This is a genomic window from Nocardia sp. Marseille-Q1738 (genome assembly GCF_965283145.1).
Genome location: NZ_CBDIMS010000005.1, coordinates 423,084 through 439,554 on the forward strand (window position 1 = coordinate 423,084; position 16,471 = coordinate 439,554).

The 16,471-nt window shown below is 66.5% G+C and carries 14 protein-coding genes; 9 read left to right on the forward strand and 5 right to left on the reverse strand.

Annotated features, from left to right (window positions below):
* Nucleotides 1–159 precede the first annotated feature (159 nt).
* From ACWPXK_RS21375 to ACWPXK_RS21395, 5 genes are all read left to right on the forward strand, one after another.
* On the forward strand, nt 160–576 hold the full coding sequence (locus tag ACWPXK_RS21375) for a DUF6220 domain-containing protein (protein ID WP_454197929.1): 417 nt from the start codon (nt 160–162) through the stop codon (nt 574–576).
* The gene (locus tag ACWPXK_RS21380) at nt 573–2,546 is read left to right on the forward strand and encodes a multicopper oxidase family protein (RefSeq protein WP_454197930.1); all 1,974 of its coding nucleotides are present in this window, start codon (nt 573–575) and stop codon (nt 2,544–2,546) included. Before ACWPXK_RS21375 ends, ACWPXK_RS21380 begins: the two co-directional genes overlap by 4 nt.
* 244 nt (nt 2,547–2,790) lie before the next feature.
* Nucleotides 2,791–3,681: an NAD(P)-dependent oxidoreductase gene (locus tag ACWPXK_RS21385; protein WP_454197931.1), complete on the forward strand. Its 891-nt coding sequence runs from the start codon at nt 2,791–2,793 to the stop codon at nt 3,679–3,681.
* A 306-nt stretch (nt 3,682–3,987) separates the two neighbouring features.
* Nucleotides 3,988–4,962 (forward strand): hypothetical protein, encoded by a 975-nt coding sequence (locus ACWPXK_RS21390; RefSeq protein ID WP_454197932.1) that lies wholly within the window; start codon nt 3,988–3,990, stop codon nt 4,960–4,962.
* Between the two features lie 194 nt (nt 4,963–5,156).
* A complete protein-coding gene (locus tag ACWPXK_RS21395) occupies nt 5,157–6,053 on the forward strand; it encodes a D-alanyl-D-alanine carboxypeptidase family protein (protein WP_454197933.1) in 897 nt (298 codons plus the stop codon).
* Here ACWPXK_RS21395 and ACWPXK_RS21400 read toward each other — a convergent pair.
* Nucleotides 6,050–6,880, reverse strand: a complete 831-nt coding sequence (locus tag ACWPXK_RS21400; protein ID WP_454197934.1) for an endo alpha-1,4 polygalactosaminidase — start codon at nt 6,878–6,880, stop codon at nt 6,050–6,052. The two genes, ACWPXK_RS21395 and ACWPXK_RS21400, sit on opposite strands and share 4 nt — an antisense overlap.
* A 278-nt stretch (nt 6,881–7,158) precedes the next feature.
* The gene (locus ACWPXK_RS21405; RefSeq protein ID WP_454197935.1) at nt 7,159–8,313 is read right to left on the reverse strand and encodes a transcription termination factor Rho, short form; all 1,155 of its coding nucleotides are present in this window, start codon (nt 8,311–8,313) and stop codon (nt 7,159–7,161) included.
* 283 nt (nt 8,314–8,596) lie between these two features.
* Between ACWPXK_RS21405 and ACWPXK_RS21410 the strand changes: the two genes are divergently transcribed.
* On the forward strand, nt 8,597–9,163 hold the full coding sequence (locus ACWPXK_RS21410; protein WP_454197936.1) for a hypothetical protein: 567 nt from the start codon (nt 8,597–8,599) through the stop codon (nt 9,161–9,163).
* Nucleotides 9,164–9,438: 275 nt separating this feature from the next.
* On the opposite strand, the gene cysC is transcribed toward ACWPXK_RS21410, so the two are convergent.
* The 3 genes from cysC to ACWPXK_RS21425 are packed head-to-tail and all read right to left on the reverse strand — an operon-like array spanning nt 9,439 to nt 13,118.
* Nucleotides 9,439–11,277: an adenylyl-sulfate kinase gene (cysC, locus tag ACWPXK_RS21415; RefSeq protein WP_454197937.1), complete on the reverse strand. Its 1,839-nt coding sequence runs from the start codon at nt 11,275–11,277 to the stop codon at nt 9,439–9,441.
* Nucleotides 11,277–12,209, reverse strand: coding sequence for a sulfate adenylyltransferase subunit CysD (gene cysD / locus ACWPXK_RS21420; RefSeq protein WP_454197938.1), 933 nt, complete (start codon nt 12,207–12,209; stop codon nt 11,277–11,279). Before cysD ends, cysC begins: the two co-directional genes overlap by 1 nt.
* Nucleotides 12,210–12,218: 9 nt before the next feature.
* On the reverse strand, nt 12,219–13,118 hold the full coding sequence (locus tag ACWPXK_RS21425) for a helix-turn-helix domain-containing protein (protein ID WP_454197939.1): 900 nt from the start codon (nt 13,116–13,118) through the stop codon (nt 12,219–12,221).
* Between the two features lie 84 nt (nt 13,119–13,202).
* On the opposite strand from ACWPXK_RS21425, the gene ACWPXK_RS21430 reads away from it, so the two are divergent.
* From ACWPXK_RS21430 to ACWPXK_RS21440, 3 genes are read left to right on the forward strand one after another with little or no spacing between them, the layout of a single operon-like run.
* Complete coding sequence (locus ACWPXK_RS21430) at nt 13,203–14,366, forward strand: hypothetical protein (RefSeq protein ID WP_454197940.1); 1,164 nt, start codon at nt 13,203–13,205, stop codon at nt 14,364–14,366.
* Nucleotides 14,366–15,142, forward strand: a complete 777-nt coding sequence (locus ACWPXK_RS21435) for an SDR family oxidoreductase (protein ID WP_454197941.1) — start codon at nt 14,366–14,368, stop codon at nt 15,140–15,142. Before ACWPXK_RS21430 ends, ACWPXK_RS21435 begins: the two co-directional genes overlap by 1 nt.
* Before the next feature lie 9 nt (nt 15,143–15,151).
* A complete protein-coding gene (locus ACWPXK_RS21440; RefSeq protein WP_454197942.1) occupies nt 15,152–16,315 on the forward strand; it encodes a sulfotransferase family protein in 1,164 nt (387 codons plus the stop codon).
* The last annotated feature ends 156 nt before the right edge of the window (nt 16,316–16,471 follow it).

The following is a 16,471-nucleotide window of genomic DNA, read 5'->3' on the forward strand; positions in this document are numbered from 1 at the left end:
GAGAGTACGGCATCCGCGGATGCTCGTGCTCCGCCCCGGGCGCGCGATCGGCTACGACGACCGACGCAGCCGATCGCGCGTTTCGTACGCGTATTCGCGTAGACAGCGACTCCCGTCGCCGGAAGCCGAACCTGCCCGGCCGCCGCGACTATCGACCGCATGAAAAAAGCCTTCACCGGCCTGGCGGCCCTGCTGCTGCTCGCCGTCATCGCCCAGTTCTATCTGGCCGCCAGCGGTGCGTTCGACACCGCGCCCGTCGAGGAATCCTTCCAGCCGCATCGCACGCTCGGATACGCGATACTCGTCTGCGCGCTCGTGATCACGATCGCCGCCGCCGTCGCCCGGATGCCGGGACGGCTCGTCGGGCTGGCCGGCCTGGTCACCGGATTGGTGATCGGTCAGTCGGTGATCCGGGAAGTCGCCACATCGTTCGGTGCGGGCTCGAGCGGCAGCCATTTCATCTTCGGCCTGCACGCGATCAACGGGCTGGTCATCATCGGCGTGATCGGGATGATCGTGCGGCAATCGCAACAGATTTCGTGGAAGTCGGCCGAATCCGCGCGAACGGCGTCATGACGACCGCAACCTGGATCATCGCGGACCATGCCCTCGCGCTGCTGAGCGTCGCCGCGTGGTTCGCGGCAGGCGTCACCATGTCGCTGCGACGAGCCAGGCTCGCCCTGGCTCTCCTGGCCGTGGCACTGCTGGTGACGGCGGCCAGGGCGGCGTCGGTGACGGTGCTGGCCGATCGGGGCTGGTGGTTCGTCCAAGAGAAGGTGCTGCTCGGACTGCCGATGCTCACGGTGGCCGCGCTGGCCGCCACGGTGCTGGCCGGACCCCGGCTGCTCGTGCAAGTCACGAGTGATCGGCGGCCGGAAACCGTCGATGCCGCAGGCGTCGTCGCGCTGCTCACCGCCGCTTACGCCGCGTTGGCAGGTTTCCTGGTGACCTTCCTCGTCGGATACCCCCTGACCTTCGGTACCGTGCTGATCACGATCGCGCTGGTGTTCGCGGGCGCGCTGCTGACCGTGCGAGTGCTCGCGACACCCGACGCGGACACGGCCGCGGAACCGGACACCGATTCGGACCGGCCGGAGGTTTCGCGCCGCCGCTTCCTCGGCGTTGCCGGTGGTGTGGTCGTGGTCGGTGCGGCCGGTACCGGCGTCGGCCTGTCGGTGCGGCCCGCCGCGTCGGTGACCGACGGAGGTGGTCCCGGTCCGGCGTCGCACGCGACTGTATCGGTGACCGACCTGCGCGGCGCCGACACACCGGCACCGGGCGGTGCCCGGCGCAAACACCTATTGGTCGCCCGGAAAGCCACCGTGCGCTCGGAGTCCGGACGCGACATCGACGCGTGGACCTTCGATGGCACGGTGCCCGGTCCGACGATCACGGCCACCCAGGGCGATCTCATCGAGGTGGAACTGGTCAACCACGACATCGGCGACGGAGTGACCCTGCACTGGCACGGCTACGACGTGCCGTGCGGGGAGGACGGTGCCGCGGGCGTCTCCCAGGACGCCGTGGCACCCGGCGGCGAGTTCGTCTACCGGTTCCGCGCCGACCAAGCGGGAACCTACTGGTATCACACCCATCACGCGTCTCACATCGGCGTACGCCGGGGACTCTACGGTGCCCTCGTCGTGAAACCTCGCGAGGAATCCGACACGGAACAATTGGATCTGACTCTGCTCGTACACACCTTCGACGGCACCGCCACGATCGCGGGCGGCACCGAACACATCGCACCGCCGGGCACCGCGGTGCGGCTGCGGCTGATCAACACCGATTCCGAGCCACACACGTTCGCGCTGGCAGGCACCTCGTTCCGGGTGGTGGCCGTCGACGGCCGCGACCTCGAGCAGCCGGGCGAGATCAGCCGGACCGGGCTGCGGCTGCCCGCAGGCGGGCGCTACGACCTCGTGTTCGTCATGCCGAGCACATCCGTGGCGCTGGCACTCGACGACATCCGCTCCGCCACAGTGTGGTTGCGGCCCCAGGCCGGAGCCTCCGACGGCGAGCCATCCACGCAGGACACCACAGGATGGCCCGAACTCGACCTGCTGACGTACGGAACCCCGGCCCCGGTCACGTTGCGCACCGACGCTGTCGACCGGCACTTCACCCTGGTTCTCGACCGCGGGGTGGCCATGGTCGACGGATCACCGGCGTACGCGCACACCGTCAACGGCCGCGGACATCCATCAATCCCCGATCAGCTCGTCGCCGAAGGCGACATCGTCCGGTTCACCGTGGTCAACCGGAGCCGCGAGACCCACCCCTGGCATCTGCACGGCCATCCGGTGCTGATCCTGTCCAGGGACGGGACGCCGTCGTCGGGCAGCCCACTGTGGGTCGACACCTTCGACGTTCGTCCCGGACAGGTATGGGAGGTCGCCTTCCGAGCCTCGAATCCGGGCATCTGGATGAACCACTGCCACAACCTGCCACATGCTCATCAGGGGATGATGCTGCGTCTGCGCTACGACGGTTTCACCACCCCATTCGGCGGTATGCACCACGTCAGCTCGAGCCACAACCGCTGAAATGTCTTCTGCCGGAGTCTGAGGGCTTTCCTCGGGCCTTCACTTATCAGCTGTGGGGAGGCATTCGGCCGTCCGCAGCCTTCCTCGAATACCGGTGGTGACTCCGGTCATATCGCACCTCGCGTGGGCCGTCGCGAACTGGCAGATTACCTGAACGTATGTAACTGGCCTGGAAAGTGCGTACTTGCTGGAATTACTGAGACGCGCAGACACTCGCTGCACATTGTCTGTGATTGGAGTCGCAATGATCGATCAGGAACGCACCCCCGTGACCGTGCTCGGCACCGGTTCGATGGGCCGCGCGCTCGCTGAAGCCTTCCTCGCGGCAGGGCATCCGACCACCGTGTGGAACCGCAGCCCGCACCGAGCGGCTCCGTTGGTGGCCGCGGGCGCGAACCAGCAGCTCGCCATCGCCGATGCCATCGCCGCCAGCCCGGTGATCATCGCGTGCATGACCACGTTCCGAGCGACGCACGACAGTGTGGCTACGGCAGGGGCGGAGCTGAGTGGGCGCACTCTCATCACCCTCAACAGCGGAACACCCGCCGATGCACGGGAATTCGCCCAGTGGGCGGCCGATCAGGGAGCGCGTTTCCTCGGCGGTGCGATCAAGAACGTGCCTTCGGCCGTGGGCAAGCCGGACACGTTGCTGTATTTCGGCGGCGAACAGGCGGTCTTCGACGAGCACGCGGCAACGCTGCGGGCCCTCGGCGGTGACCTCGTCCACTTGGGCGCCGAACCGGATCTGGCCGCTCTCTACGAATCCGCCGTCGGCGCCACATTGCTGCCCGCGCTGCTCGGCTTCTTCGAAGGCGCGGCCATCCTGGCCGCGCGCGGTCTGGCGGCACGCACGATGGTGCCTTATTCAGCCCAGTGGCTACAGATGATCGAGTCGCTGCTTCCACTCATGGCCGAGGAGATCGATGCCCGGGACTACACCCGGCTCGGCTCTTCGATCGCACTGTTCCACGCCGCGATCGACAACGACGAGCAGCTCGAGGCGGAGTCTGGTGTCGACATGTCCTGGCATGCGCCGATGCACGACCTGCTGCGTCGAGCGATAGCCGAGGGCCGGGGTGAGCAGAGCATCACGGCACTGATCGAGCTGCTCGCAAAACCGGCTACTGCGCGATAGGGCCCTGCAGAGCAGCCACACCCGGCAACCCTCGAGACACCGGACGACCCGAGCCGGATGCAGGGGTGGCGAGCGCTACGACCCGAACAACCTGCATTCGCTGTGCCGCCCAAGACATGAGGCGAACACTATTGGCGAGGCCCTCGGCCCGCGCTGGGCGTACCTGAATTGCCGCCGATCCTGCTGCACTCGCGACGTCCTCTGAATGGGTTCGGGCTCCGCGACTTCGGAGTCTCCTACCGGACCCACACGATTTCTCCACATTTGGTAACCGGATCGGACACAATTGGTCGATACGATGACCGCGTGTTTGCTCGTGATACATCGTGGAACCGCTTGAACCTTCTCGCGTACATATTGCAGGTCGTTGCCGTCGGCGCGCTGGCTGTGGCGTGGGTGGCGATCGGGCTCGGACTGTACTCGGAGCCGGGAGCGGATCCACGGTTCGAGCTCGAAGCGGGCGGCCGCTTCGCGGCCAACCTCATGGTCTATTGGCCGTTCCTGTTCGTGATCAGCCCGGTGCTGTTCGTCACTGGCATTTTCGGGCTGATGCCATACCGGTTCGCGCCTGGCGGCACCATCGCGGGTGGGGTAGTTGCCAGTTTGTTCGCTCAGTGGGTGGGAACCGAGCTGTACTTGTCCGATTACAAGCCGGAGTTATCCGGACACCTCGACACGAGCATCGTCGCGGCGTGCTTCGCACTTGCCGCAGCGTTCGCGGCAGCCTTCTTGCACTTGTATGGCAACCGATCCGGTCGGACGCGCGCCGCCTCGATGCGAGGCGGAGCAGTGCTGGTAGTTGCCATTCTCGTCAGTGTGGTGGTCACGATTCCGCCGCTGATCGCGGGCAGCGGCACCCCGTCCGGTGTCCTGGCTCGGCTCGTCACCGACCCCCATTGCGGCAGGAACTTGTCGGACTGGACCGACGAGGGACAGACGACCGTCTACACGGGCGGCGCGACACAGTCGTATCCGCCGAAGGATGTGCCCGACAACGTGTTCGGGGTCGTGGTCACACTGCGTAACGGCACAGGCAGCGTCGAAACTACCCCGCCGACCGCGATCTCGTTCCGAGACGAGCTGCCATTACGGTCGGGTCCGCCGGGAACCGAAGTGATGCTGTATCAGCCTGGTACAGGCAACGAGTTCGCGTTTACTCACCTGCGCGCTCCGAATTGTGAGGCTGGCAGTAGCCGGGTGGTTTCGGCGACCTACAAATATGCGGATTACGGCGGAACGAGCACGTCTCAGATTCAGGGCACGGTATCTCGTAGCGACTAACGCGCTGGCAGGGGTGTTTGATAGCCGTCGCTGATCTGGATGCCCGCACATGCCGCTGAGCGAGCGGTCGCACGCGAGAAGCGTCGGTCTCAGAGCATCCTGGATTAGCTGACTATATGCTGTCATCGGAGCGGCGCGGTAATTCGGTCGGTGAAATCCCACTGGTTGCCGGGGTCGAACGGCAGAATGTGGCCATGCGGACATTTGCCCGATTGTTGCAGGCTGTCGTTGCTGGGGCGCTGATCGTCGCAGCTGCACCCGCCGCGAGCGTCGCCCATAGTCAGTTGCCGTGGCTGGCTCCGGAGCCGGACGGGGTGCAGGCGCTGGGGGCAGCGCTGGCAGAAGGAATCACCGGCACGGTGCTGTGGTCGCGGCAGCCGAACACCCCGGTCCCGATAGCCAGCATTGCGAAGGTGATGACGGCACTGGTCGTGATCAACGCCGGCGACCTCGACCGGGCCATTACCGTGCCGCATGAAATCATCGCCTACTGCACCAAGTACGACGGAAGCAACGCAGGCCTGGTCCCCGGCGAGGTGCTCACCGCGCGACAGCTCCTGTACGCGATGATGCTGCCGTCAGGCTGTGACGCCGCCTATACCCTTGCCGAGGCCTACGGGCCCGGCCAAGACGGCTTCATCGCCACAATGAACGACACCGCGCGTCAAATGGGGCTGGCGGGAACATATTTCACCGACCCGAGCGGACTGCCCGCACCCACCGACCACTCCACATACTCCACACCCGCGGACCTGGTGGCCCTCGGCCTGCGCGCGATGAGCCTGCCGGTGTTCCGCGACATCGTCAGCTCGCGCAGCTATCACGTGCCCGCAGGCCCGGGCAACCGCGCTCACCTCTGGAAGACCACGAACTTGCTGCTGCGCGACTATCCCGGCACCATCGGCATCAAAACCGGATGGACCGACGCTGCGGGAACCTGCTTACTGTTCGAGACGGTCAGGGCAGGAATACCGCTGATCGGTGTGGTCCTGCACAGCTCACTCGACAGCGACGTCGCCGCAAAGGACGACGCCGAACGCATGCTGAATTGGGCCTACGACCCGATCCTGCGGTTGCTGCCGATCAGTTAGCGCCCGCACGTCTTCCGGACGTAGCCGGGATCACTCGGAGTGGAGACGTCGACGTCCCTGAGCACGATGCTCAGCCTGCTTCCGTAGCCTTGGCACGCCGCCGACAGGCCTGGTTCGGTGTATTCGATATCGATGACGTGGTTGTCGAATGCCGTCGCGTAGTCACCACACTCCGCAGTGTCACCGCATTCTTCGGAGATCGCGAAATCCAGTCCGGCAGCGGTCCTTTTGTCCACGAGTTCGGCCGCGTTCTTCTGGCCGATGGCCAGGCCGCGGTCGTGCGAGTGCTTGGCGAGCATGGCGATGAAGGTGACCGCTTGGTCGGTGGTCAGCAGCTCCTTCGATCGGCTGTAGCTGTCGTAGTTGTCGATCTCGACGGCATCGAAACGCTTGTTCGCGCATTCGTCGATCCACTGGTTGACTTTGTCCGCGATACGGGTGCGCTTGTCGGCTGTGCGGATATCCAGCACCGCCTCCTTCCACTCCGTGTCGTAGACGACCTTGCCGTCCTTGTCGCGCAGCAACAGGTCCTCCGGCCACTCGCTCTCCGCACCCGGCTGGACCTGAAAGCCGTTCACGTAGCAGATGTTGTACAACCCGTCGGCCCGCTCGGCGCTGTGATCGCGACTGACGACCGTGACTCCCGCCGGCGGATCGTAAGGACTGGTGATCTGGTAGTCGAACTCGGCATGTATCGGAGGCAGGGTTATCGCCGGTGCGGCGCTCGCGATACCGGCCTGCTGCGCAACGATGCTGGTGGCCGCGGCGACGAGCGCTAGTGCGGTCGCCGAGCGGCGACGAATGCGTGCGATGGAAGTGGTGATCACAAGACTCTTTTCGTTCCTCGAGGACAGCTTCGGTCCGAAGGGCTTGACCGGCCACTGCCCACCCCACACCGTGCCGGAAACCCTTCAGGCACAGGCAAATACAACCATCACCGGCCAGCTCCGTCAAAGCCCCGAGATCGGTGGCAGCTCGACCGCTATGGTGTAGCCAGAGGGGAGCAGGACCAGGAAACGACGGTGTCGCGCTTGCTGGGCTGCAAGCCAAAAATGTTGCGGGATGCCAGCTGGCCGGTCCCGAACCCGTGACGGTTCACACCGTCTCAGCGTGCGGCGCGGATCTGGGTCAGGAATTCGGGGTTGGTTCCGGTTTGCCTGAGGCCGGTCAGCAGCAGTTCGAGCGCTTGCTGCGGGTCGCGGCACGAGAGGGTCTTTCGCAGGGATCGAGTGGCGGTCAGCTCAGCGGGGGAGAGCAGCAGTTCCTCTTTGCGTGTGCTCGATCGGCTGATGTCGATCGCGGGGAACAAGCGGCGGTCGGCCAGGTGCCGATCGAGCTTCAGTTCGGCGTTTCCGGTTCCCTTGTACTCCTCGAAGATCACGGTGTCGGCGAGCGAACCGGTCTCGACCAGGGCAGTGGCGATGATGGTGAGTGAGCCGCCGTTCTCGATATTGCGAGCGGCGCCGAGGAATTTCTTCGGTGGCGCGAGCGCCGCGGCGTCGACGCCACCGGAGAGGACGCGGCCGGACCCGGCGGCCGCCACGTTGTAGGCACGGGCCAGCCGGGTCAGCGAATCCAGCAGCACGACCACGTCGTGGCCCGTTTCGACGAGGCGTTTGGCGTGTTCGATGGCCAATTCGGCGAGCGCGATGTGTTCGTGGGCCGGCTGGTCGAAGGTCGCGGCGGCGACCTCGGCCGGTACCGCGCGGGACAGGTCGGTCACCTCTTCCGGGCGTTCCCCGACCAGTACCAGCATCAGCTGGCATTCGGGATGGTTCTTGGCGATGCCGTGTGCAATGGACTGCAGCACAGACGTTTTGCCCGCCTTGGGCGGTGCGACGATCAAAGCGCGCTGGCCTTTGCCGATCGGCATGACCAGATCGGTGGCGCGTGTGGTCAGCTCATGCGGCTCGGTCTCCAGCCGCAGGCGGTCCTGCGGATAGATGGGGATCAAGTCGGAGAAGTGCGGTCGCGCCTTGGCATTGCCAGGTGGCAGGCCGTTGATGCGGTCGACTCGGACCAGCGGTGCGAGTTTGACGCCATCACGTTCGGGTCCGACTGTGCCGGTAACGGTATCGCCGCGGCGGAGTCCGTGCTCGCGGACCAAACGCGTCGGCACATGAGCGTCGCGCGGTCCGGGCAGATAGCCGTCGACCTGCAGCGAGGCGTGGTTGCCGGTGATGTCGAGGATGCCGGTGACCGACGTCTTCCGGCTCTCTCCGGTTGCGTTGTCTTGTACCTGGATAGTGTTGTCCTGCATGGGGTTTTCTCCTGGAGGTGAGTTGTGGATGCGGCGGGTCGCCGTGAATGCCGCCTGCTGGGAATGACGCTCGCTGCACGCGCCGACGTGATGCGTGGCCGGAATCCGTCTAGTCCGAACACGGTGCCGAGTGCACGGAATACGAGACCGCCGTGGCGAATGTGGAGTCTTGTGGGAGGGAGATGTCACCTACATCCACAAGATGAAGACCGCACCTACAGTAGCGGCACTGGGCACAACACGCAACAGTGCCCGGTTGTGCCAACGCTTCTACAATCCCCGGGTGACGCTCACCCTCGCCGACGTGATCGGCTACACCGACCGCGGCCTCGACGCCGATCTGGCGCAGTGGTTCCCCGATGCCACACCCGTCCACGTACCGGAGCAAACCCGTCCAGTGGCACCGTTTCTCGCGCGCCTGGCGCCCGCCGATGCGGCGGCGCTGGCCGCATTCGACCGACGGGTCCGCTCGCGTCGGATGCCGCAGTTCTTGGATATCTTCTCCTGGTCCTACGGTTTCGAATTCGCCTCAAACGACTGCGGCATACGCGATTCGGATTACACGACCGAGCTCACCGACGACGATGTCTACTCGATCGGCGCCGACGGCGGCGGCAATCTGTACGTCGTGCTCACCAACGGCCAAGTGGCCGTGTGGTTCCATGAAGAAGAGGTGCTCGAAGGCGGCACCCGCTTCGACAACCTCGACGTCTTTCTCTGGTCGTTCGTGCGCTACCGCGCGGTGCGCGCGGGAAAACTCACGCGCTCGGCCGTGGAGGCAGACTTCGTGGCGCTCGGTCAGGATGGCGCTCTCGAACCGAATCTCGGCCTGCTGAGCCTCATGAAGTAGATGCCTGGCCGTCGATCGAACAGGGCTCCGCGGTCCGGATCAATCTGGTCTACCTGGTCGCCATGATCAACGCGGCCAACCGGCTCGGCGTGATCGTGCGCATGCAAGGAGGTTCCTACCAGCCCGGCATGTTCGACAGCATCGCGAACTGATCGGCGGGCGAATCGCGGCCCGGCCCGGAATCATCCGGGCCGGTCCGGGTGGAGTAACGCTGGGAGAGTCTTTGCGGCCGCGGTGCCCAGGGATCGGGTCCTCGCACCGGCGGCGGTTTCAGATCAGTCCATCCGGGTCAGTCGCGCGATGACGGACGCGGCCATCGAGGCGGGGTCGCCGTGGTCGGGCCGCAGGACGATGTCGGCGTTCACCGGCGCCTCGTAGGGGTCGTCGATGCCGGTGAAACCGCGGATTTCGCCCGCGCGCGCCTTGGCGTACATGCCCTTCGGGTCGCGGGCCTCGCAGACAGCGAGCGGCGTGTCGACGAACACCTCGAGGAACGGGATGCCCGCTTCCTCGTGCGCGGCCCGCACCCGGTCGCGGTCGGCGCGGTACGGGCTGATCAGCGAAACGACCGCCACCACACCGGCTTCGGCGAACAGTCTGGCCACCTCGCCGACCCGGCGGACGTTCTCCACCCGGTCGGCCGCGCTGAATCCGAGATCGGCGTTGAGCCCGTGGCGCAGGTTGTCGCCGTCGAGGAGGAATGCCGGGCGGCCCGCGGCCACCAACCTGCGTTCGAGTTCCACTGCGACGGTCGACTTTCCGGAGCCGGACAGCCCGGTCAGCCAGACGGTCAGGCCGCGGGTGGCGCGCTCGTCGCGCCCGACCGCGGTGGAATGCCAGACCACCCGGGCGGATGGCAGGGTCGGGCCGGTGATCATGCCCGCGGCGACGGTGTTGTTGGTGGCCTCGTCGACCAGGATGAAGCTGCCCGTGGCGCGGTTGCGCCGGTACGGGTCGAACAGCAGGGGCTGGCGGGTGCGCAGCTGGACGCGGCCGATCTCATTGAGCGACAACGACTCCGCGTCCTCATCGCGGTGCAGGGTATTGACGTCCAGTCGGTAGTCCAGGGAGCGGACCTCGGCTGTGGCGGCGCGGGTGGTGTGCCGGATCGTGTAGGTCGCGCCAGGAGTGAGCTGGGTTTCCTCGGCGAACCAGCACACCATCGCGTCCAGGTCGCGGCCCGTGTTCGGGCGGTTGTTCGGACGGCAGATCAGGTCGCCGCGGGAGATGTCCAGCTCGTCGGCGAGCTGGATGGTGACCGCCTGCGGTGGAAAGGCCTCCGCGACGGGTGTGCCGCCAGGACCCCAAATCGCGGTGACCGTGGTGGTGAATCCGGAAGGCAGCACCGCGACTTCGTCACCCGGCTTGAACACCCCGCCCGCGACGGTGCCCGCGTAACCGCGGAAATCCTCGGCGTGCCTGCGCGTGACGTACTGCACCGGGAACCGGGCGTCGATCAGGTTGCGGTCCGAGGCGATGTGCACCTCTTCGAGGTGGTGCAGCAGGGGAGTGCCCTCGTACCACGGCATGCTGGCGCCGCGGTGCACGATGTTGTCGCCGTGCAGCGCGGACACCGGCACGAACGTGAGATCGGAGACGTCGAGTTTGGAGGCGAATCGGGCGAATTCCTCGCGGATTTCCTCGAACCGCTCCTGCGACCAGCCGACCAGATCCATCTTGTTCACGCACAGCACCAGGTGCGGGATGCCGAGCAGGCCGGCCAGGAAGGCGTGGCGGCGGGTCTGCTCGATCACGCCTTTGCGAGCGTCCACCAGGATCAGCGCCAGATCGGCGGTGGATGCGCCCGTCACCATATTGCGGGTGTACTGCACGTGCCCGGGGGTGTCGGCGATGATGAATTTCCTTCTGGGCGTGGCGAAGTACCGGTGCGCCACATCGATGGTGATGCCCTGCTCGCGTTCGGCGCGCAGGCCGTCGGTGAGCAGGGCCAGGTTCGGGTAGTCGTCGCCGCGGTCGCGGCTGGTGCGCTCCACCGCGGCGAGCTGGTCGGTGAAGAGGGTCTTGGAGTCGAACAGCAGTCGTCCGATCAGGGTCGACTTGCCGTCGTCGACGCTGCCCGCGGTCGCGAGGCGCAACAAGGTGGTGGTCGTCATCAGAAGTAGCCTTCGCGTTTGCGGTCTTCCATACCTGCCTCGGAGATGCGGTCGTCGGCGCGGGTGGCGCCGCGCTCGGTGACCCGCGCGGCGGCGACCTCGGCCACCACTTCGGCCGGGGTGATCGCGGTGGATTCGACGCAGCCGGTGCAGGTGGCGTCGCCGACGGTGCGGAATCGCACGGTGGCCTCGTAGGGCTGCTCGCCGTCGAGGAGTTGGAGAAAACGGGTGTGCGCCAAAAGCATTCCGTCGCGTTGCAGCACCGGCCTGCGGTGCGCGTAGTACAGCGCGGGCAGCTCGATGCCTTCGGCGGCGATGTAGTTCCAGATGTCCAGCTCGGTCCAGTTCGACAGCGGAAAAACCCGGATGTGCTCACCCGGCCGGTGCCTGCCGTTGTAGAGGTTCCACAGCTCGGGGCGCTGCCTGCGCGGATCCCACTGGCCGTACTCGTCGCGGAAGCTGAACACCCGCTCCTTGGCGCGAGCCTTCTCCTCGTCGCGGCGCGCGCCGCCGAAGACCGCGTCGAACGATCCCTCCTGGATCGAGCGCAGCAACGTCGTCGTCTGCAACCGATTGCGCGAGGCGCGCGGCCCGGTCTCCTCGACCACGCGTCCCGCATCGATGTCGTCCTGCACCCGCCCGACCACAAGGCGCAGCCCCAGGCGCGCCACCGTGGCGTCGCGGTAGGCGATCACCTCGTCGAAGTTGTGCCCGGTATCGATGTGCAGCACCGGGAACGGCAGCGGCGCGGGCCAGAAGGCCTTGGCCGCCAGGTGCAGCATCACCACCGAGTCCTTGCCGCCGGAGAACAGCAACACCGGGCGTTCGAATGTTGCTGCCACTTCCCGGAATATGTGCGCCGACTCGGCCTCGAGCGCGTCCAGATGGGGCAGCTCGTAGGTGCTCGCCGTCGACTTCGCGTACTGGCTCACACCGCAAAACTAGAACATGTTTCGGTTATCGGTCAATGGTTTGTGGCCGCCCGAGCTCGCCGTCACCGCGTCGGCGGCGGCCACCAGCGCCGCGCCGCGCCGCGCGATCTCGGCGCCGGTGATCGAGGCGCCGACGTACATGGTGAGCACCATGTTCTGTCTGCCGTCGCCGTCGTAGGTGGGCGCGGCGAGCAGGCTCACGGCGTGCTCCTTGCGCGGCCGCAGATCCGACCCCAGATAGACCCGCTCGCCGAGACTCGTCACCAGCTCGGCGACAAGTTCGCGCAGTTCGGGTGGTAGATCACGATCGGCGACCCCGGCCAGGAGCGAGTACAGCCGCCGTCCGGCGGCGGTCATGCTCTCCACCAGGAACCCGCGCTCGCGGCACTCGGCGACCACTTGGCGCAGCCGCGCCTCGTCCTGTCGCAGCGGCACCGCCGGCGGCTTGGCCAGCCAGGCCTCGAAGGCGGCGTCGGTGTCCCAGAGCACGTACATCAGGCCGACCGGCGGCGCGAAATGGTAGGCCGCGCCCACCTTGACCAGGCCGGGCCCGGTGCTTTCCAGCACCATGATCTGCTCGCCGACCACGGCCGACGCGGTGCAGGTCGTGCGGTAGCGCGCGGTGAGTTTCTCCAGCTCGACGCGGGCCAGCGCGGAGATCGCGAAACTGTCCTGCGCCACCCGGCCCGCGGCGATCAGCGCCGGTCCGAGCCCGTAGGTGCGGGTATCCGCGTCGCGCACCAGGTAGCCGCCCGCGGTCAGTTCGGTGAGGATGCCCAGGCAGGTCGGCTTGGCCAGGTCGAGCTCGCGGGCGAGCTCGGAGAGCCCGAAGCGTTTGCCGCGCTGCTCGACGAAGAAATCCAGGACCTGAACCACCCGGGCGGTGGGCGCGGACCGACGGCCGACCATTGACCACTCCTAGAACACGTTCTAATCTTTCTCATATCGAAATGTACCAGAGTGGTACATATTTGGAACACCGGAGAGAGCCTCTTGCTGACACAGCCGTTCGCGGACGCCATCGCCGCCGCCGAGCAGATCATCACCGGAGCCGCGCACATCCGTACCGAACAGGACCTCGTCGAGGGCTACGACTATCTGGCGGGCAGCATCCGTGCGTCGCTGCAGATGGCCTGGGCCTATGAGCGGGACTTTCCGTTCTTCGTGCAGTCCACGGGGCCGTACACGAAGATGGGTTTGGACAATCCGGACACTCTCTATTTCCACTCCTACCTGCGGCCGGATGCGGAGTACGTGGTGACCGGCACCCGTGGCACCACCCGCGACCTGAGCTTCCAAGTGCTCAACGGCAACTATTCGCCGGTGGACGTACCCGACAGCCTCACCGCGTTCGACGATCGCGAGCTCGAGATCGGCGCGGACGGGTCCTACGAGCTCCGGTTCGGTCCGAGCGAGGCGCGCCCCGGCTACGTGCACCTGAGCCCCGACGCGGCGATGCTCGTGGTCCGCGAGGTCTACAGCGATTGGTCGACCGAGAAGGCGGGCACGATTCGCATCCAGCGGGTGGACCGGATCGGCGACGCTCCGCCGCCGCTGACCAGGGACGTGCTGACCAAGCGGTACGACGTGGCGGGCAAGATGCTGGTGTCGCGGTTGAAGACCTTCCTCGCTTTCCCGGAGTGGTTCTATCTGAACCTGCCGGTGAACACGCTGACCGAGCCGCGCTCGACGCCGGGCGGGCTCACCACGCAGTTCTCCTCGGTCGGCCATTACGACCTGGACGACGACCAGGCCATGATCATCACGGTGCCGAAATCCGACGCGCCGTACCAGGGCTTCCAGCTCGGCAGCATGTGGTACCTCTCGCTGGACTACATCAACCACCAGACCAGCCTCACCGCCGACCAGGCACACGTGGACCCGGACGGGATGATCCGGCTGGTGGTCAGCGAGCGCGACCCCGGCCTGGCCAACTGGATCGAACGCACCGGCCACCCCAGGGGATATCTGCAGTTCCGCTGGCAGCGGCTGTCCAGGGACATGAAACCCGACGACGGGCCGACCGTGGAGATCGTTGCGGTCGCCGACCTGCCCGAGCGGCTGCCCTTCTACGACCAGGCGCGCGTCACGCCGGAGCAGTGGCGCGAGCGGATCGCGGCGCGGCAGGTGGCCGTCGCGGAAAGGATGCTCGGCTGATGTTGTTGCAGGACAAGGTCGTTGTTGTTTCGGGTGTCGGGCCGGGACTGGGTCGCGCCATCGCCGTGCAGAGCGCGAAGGCGGGCGCGGACGTGGTACTCGCCTCGCGGACGGAGTCCCGCCTGACCGAAGTGGCCAAGGAGATCACCGAACTGGGCAGGCGCGCCGTCGTCGTGCCGACCGACATCAACGACGAGGCCGCGGCGGTCAACCTGGTGGAGACCGCGCACAGCGCGTTCGGCAAGGTCGACACACTGGTCAACAATGCCTTCGCCATCCCGCCCATCGTCGATCTCCTCGATGTCGACCTCGATCAGGTACGGGCGGGCTTCGAGACCAACGTGCTGGCCGCGCTGCGGCTGACCAGGCTGTTCGTGCCCGCGCTCACCGAGACCAAGGGCTCGGTCGTGATGATCAACTCGGCGGTGCTGCGCCACTCACGGCGGACCTTCGGTCCGTACAAGATGGCGAAGGCCAGCCTGCTCGCGCTCGCGCAGAGCTTGGCCACCGAACTCGGGCCGAAGGGCATCCGGGTGAATTCCGTCGCGCCCGGCTATATCTGGGCCGACAACCTGAAGTGGTACTTCAACTACTTGGCGCAGCAGCGGGGGATCACCGCCGAGGAGGTCTACGCCGAGACCGCGAAGACCATAGACCTGCGCAAACTGCCCGAACCCGACGAGATCGCCGACGCGGTCGTGTTCTTCGCGTCCGCCCTGTCGCGCGCGATCACCGGCGCGTGCCTGGACGTCAACGGCGGCGAATACCACCACTAGGAGATGACCGTGATCGGTAGGGACGACGTCGGGACCATCGACGATCTGCATGCCTCGGCGACCAAGGTGGTCGGGCTGGACGATTTCGGTACCGATGACTATCGCGAAGGGCTCGAGGTGCTGCTCGAGTCCTACGCCAAGGACGCCGAACTCACCCCGTTCGGCAACAAGGTGAATCGCGCTTTTCTGCGCGGTGCGCTGATCGCCCGGCTGCTCAGCGAGGCGGCCTGGCAACGTTTTCCAGAACACGCCGACGTGGCGATCGAGCGTCCCATCTTCGTGACCGGGCTGCCGCGATCGGGCACGACGGCGGTGCACCGCCTGCTCAACGCCGACCCGGCGCACCAGGGGCTGGAGATGTGGCTGTCCGAGATGCCGCAGCCGCGCCCGCCGCGGGAGACATGGGCGAGCAACCCCGTGTACCAACGCCTGGCGGCGGCCTACGAGAAGCACCACGTGGAGCACCCGGAATTCATGGGTGTGCATCACATCTCGGCCGACCAGGTCGAGGAGTGCTGGCAGCTGCTGCGGCAGTCGGCGATGTCGGTGTCGTACGAGTGCCTGGCCTACCTGCCCCGCTATTCCGAATGGCTGCGCGACCGAGATTGGACCCCTGCCTACCGCAGGCACCGGCGCAACCTGCAACTGATCGGGCTCCCGGACGCCGGAAAACGATGGGTGCTGAAGAACCCGAGCCACCTGTTCGCCCTGGACGCCATTTTCGAGGTCTACCCCGACGCGCTGATCATCCAAATGCACCGCGATCCGCGTACCATCATCGCGTCGGTGTGCAGCCTGAACGAACAGGCGTCCGCGGGCTGGTCGGAGAAATTCCGCGGCCCGGTGGTCGGCGCGGCACAACTGGACCTCTGGGCGCGCGGCGCGGAACGTTTCCTCACCGACCGCAAGCGACACGACTCGGCACAGTTCTGCGACGTCGACTACGGCGAGTTCGTCGCCGACCCGCTCGGCACGGTCGAGTCGATCTATCGTCACTTCGATCTGCCGTTGACCGAGGAAGCGACCGCCGCGATGACCGCGTTGCACGCCGAAAGCACCTCGGGCGCAGCACGTCCGGCGCATCGCTACACCCTCGATGATTTCGGCCTGACCGCCGAGCAAGTGGACGCCCGGTTCGGGGCGTATCGAGAGGCGCATTTCGCATCGCGCTGACGGTGGTGGTGCGCGCAGGGACCGGGGCCCCCGAATACCAGAATGCCGAGCGCAGCAGGTATCGGTAGGCCCGATGGCCAGAGCATGGCCGCCATCGCCGCGCCGGTCAGTGCCTGTCATCCACCGCTGACCCGCTCGGCCACCGGTGTCGCCGTC

Bases quoted from the DNA above. Each gene is read 5' to 3' on its own strand.
- ACWPXK_RS21375 (WP_454197929.1), top strand. From the start codon at position 160: ATGAAAAAAGCCTTCACCGGCCTGGCGGCCCTGCTGCTGCTCGCCGTC.
- ACWPXK_RS21380 (WP_454197930.1), top strand. From the start codon at position 573: ATGACGACCGCAACCTGGATCATCGCGGACCATGCCCTCGCGCTGCTG.
- ACWPXK_RS21385 (WP_454197931.1), top strand. From the start codon at position 2,791: ATGATCGATCAGGAACGCACCCCCGTGACCGTGCTCGGCACCGGTTCG.
- ACWPXK_RS21395 (WP_454197933.1), top strand. From the start codon at position 5,157: ATGCGGACATTTGCCCGATTGTTGCAGGCTGTCGTTGCTGGGGCGCTG.
- ACWPXK_RS21405 (WP_454197935.1), bottom strand. From the start codon at position 8,313: ATGCAGGACAACACTATCCAGGTACAAGACAACGCAACCGGAGAGAGC.
- cysC (WP_454197937.1), bottom strand. From the start codon at position 11,277: ATGACGACCACCACCTTGTTGCGCCTCGCGACCGCGGGCAGCGTCGAC.
- ACWPXK_RS21425 (WP_454197939.1), bottom strand. From the start codon at position 13,118: ATGGTCGGCCGTCGGTCCGCGCCCACCGCCCGGGTGGTTCAGGTCCTG.
- ACWPXK_RS21435 (WP_454197941.1), top strand. From the start codon at position 14,366: ATGTTGTTGCAGGACAAGGTCGTTGTTGTTTCGGGTGTCGGGCCGGGA.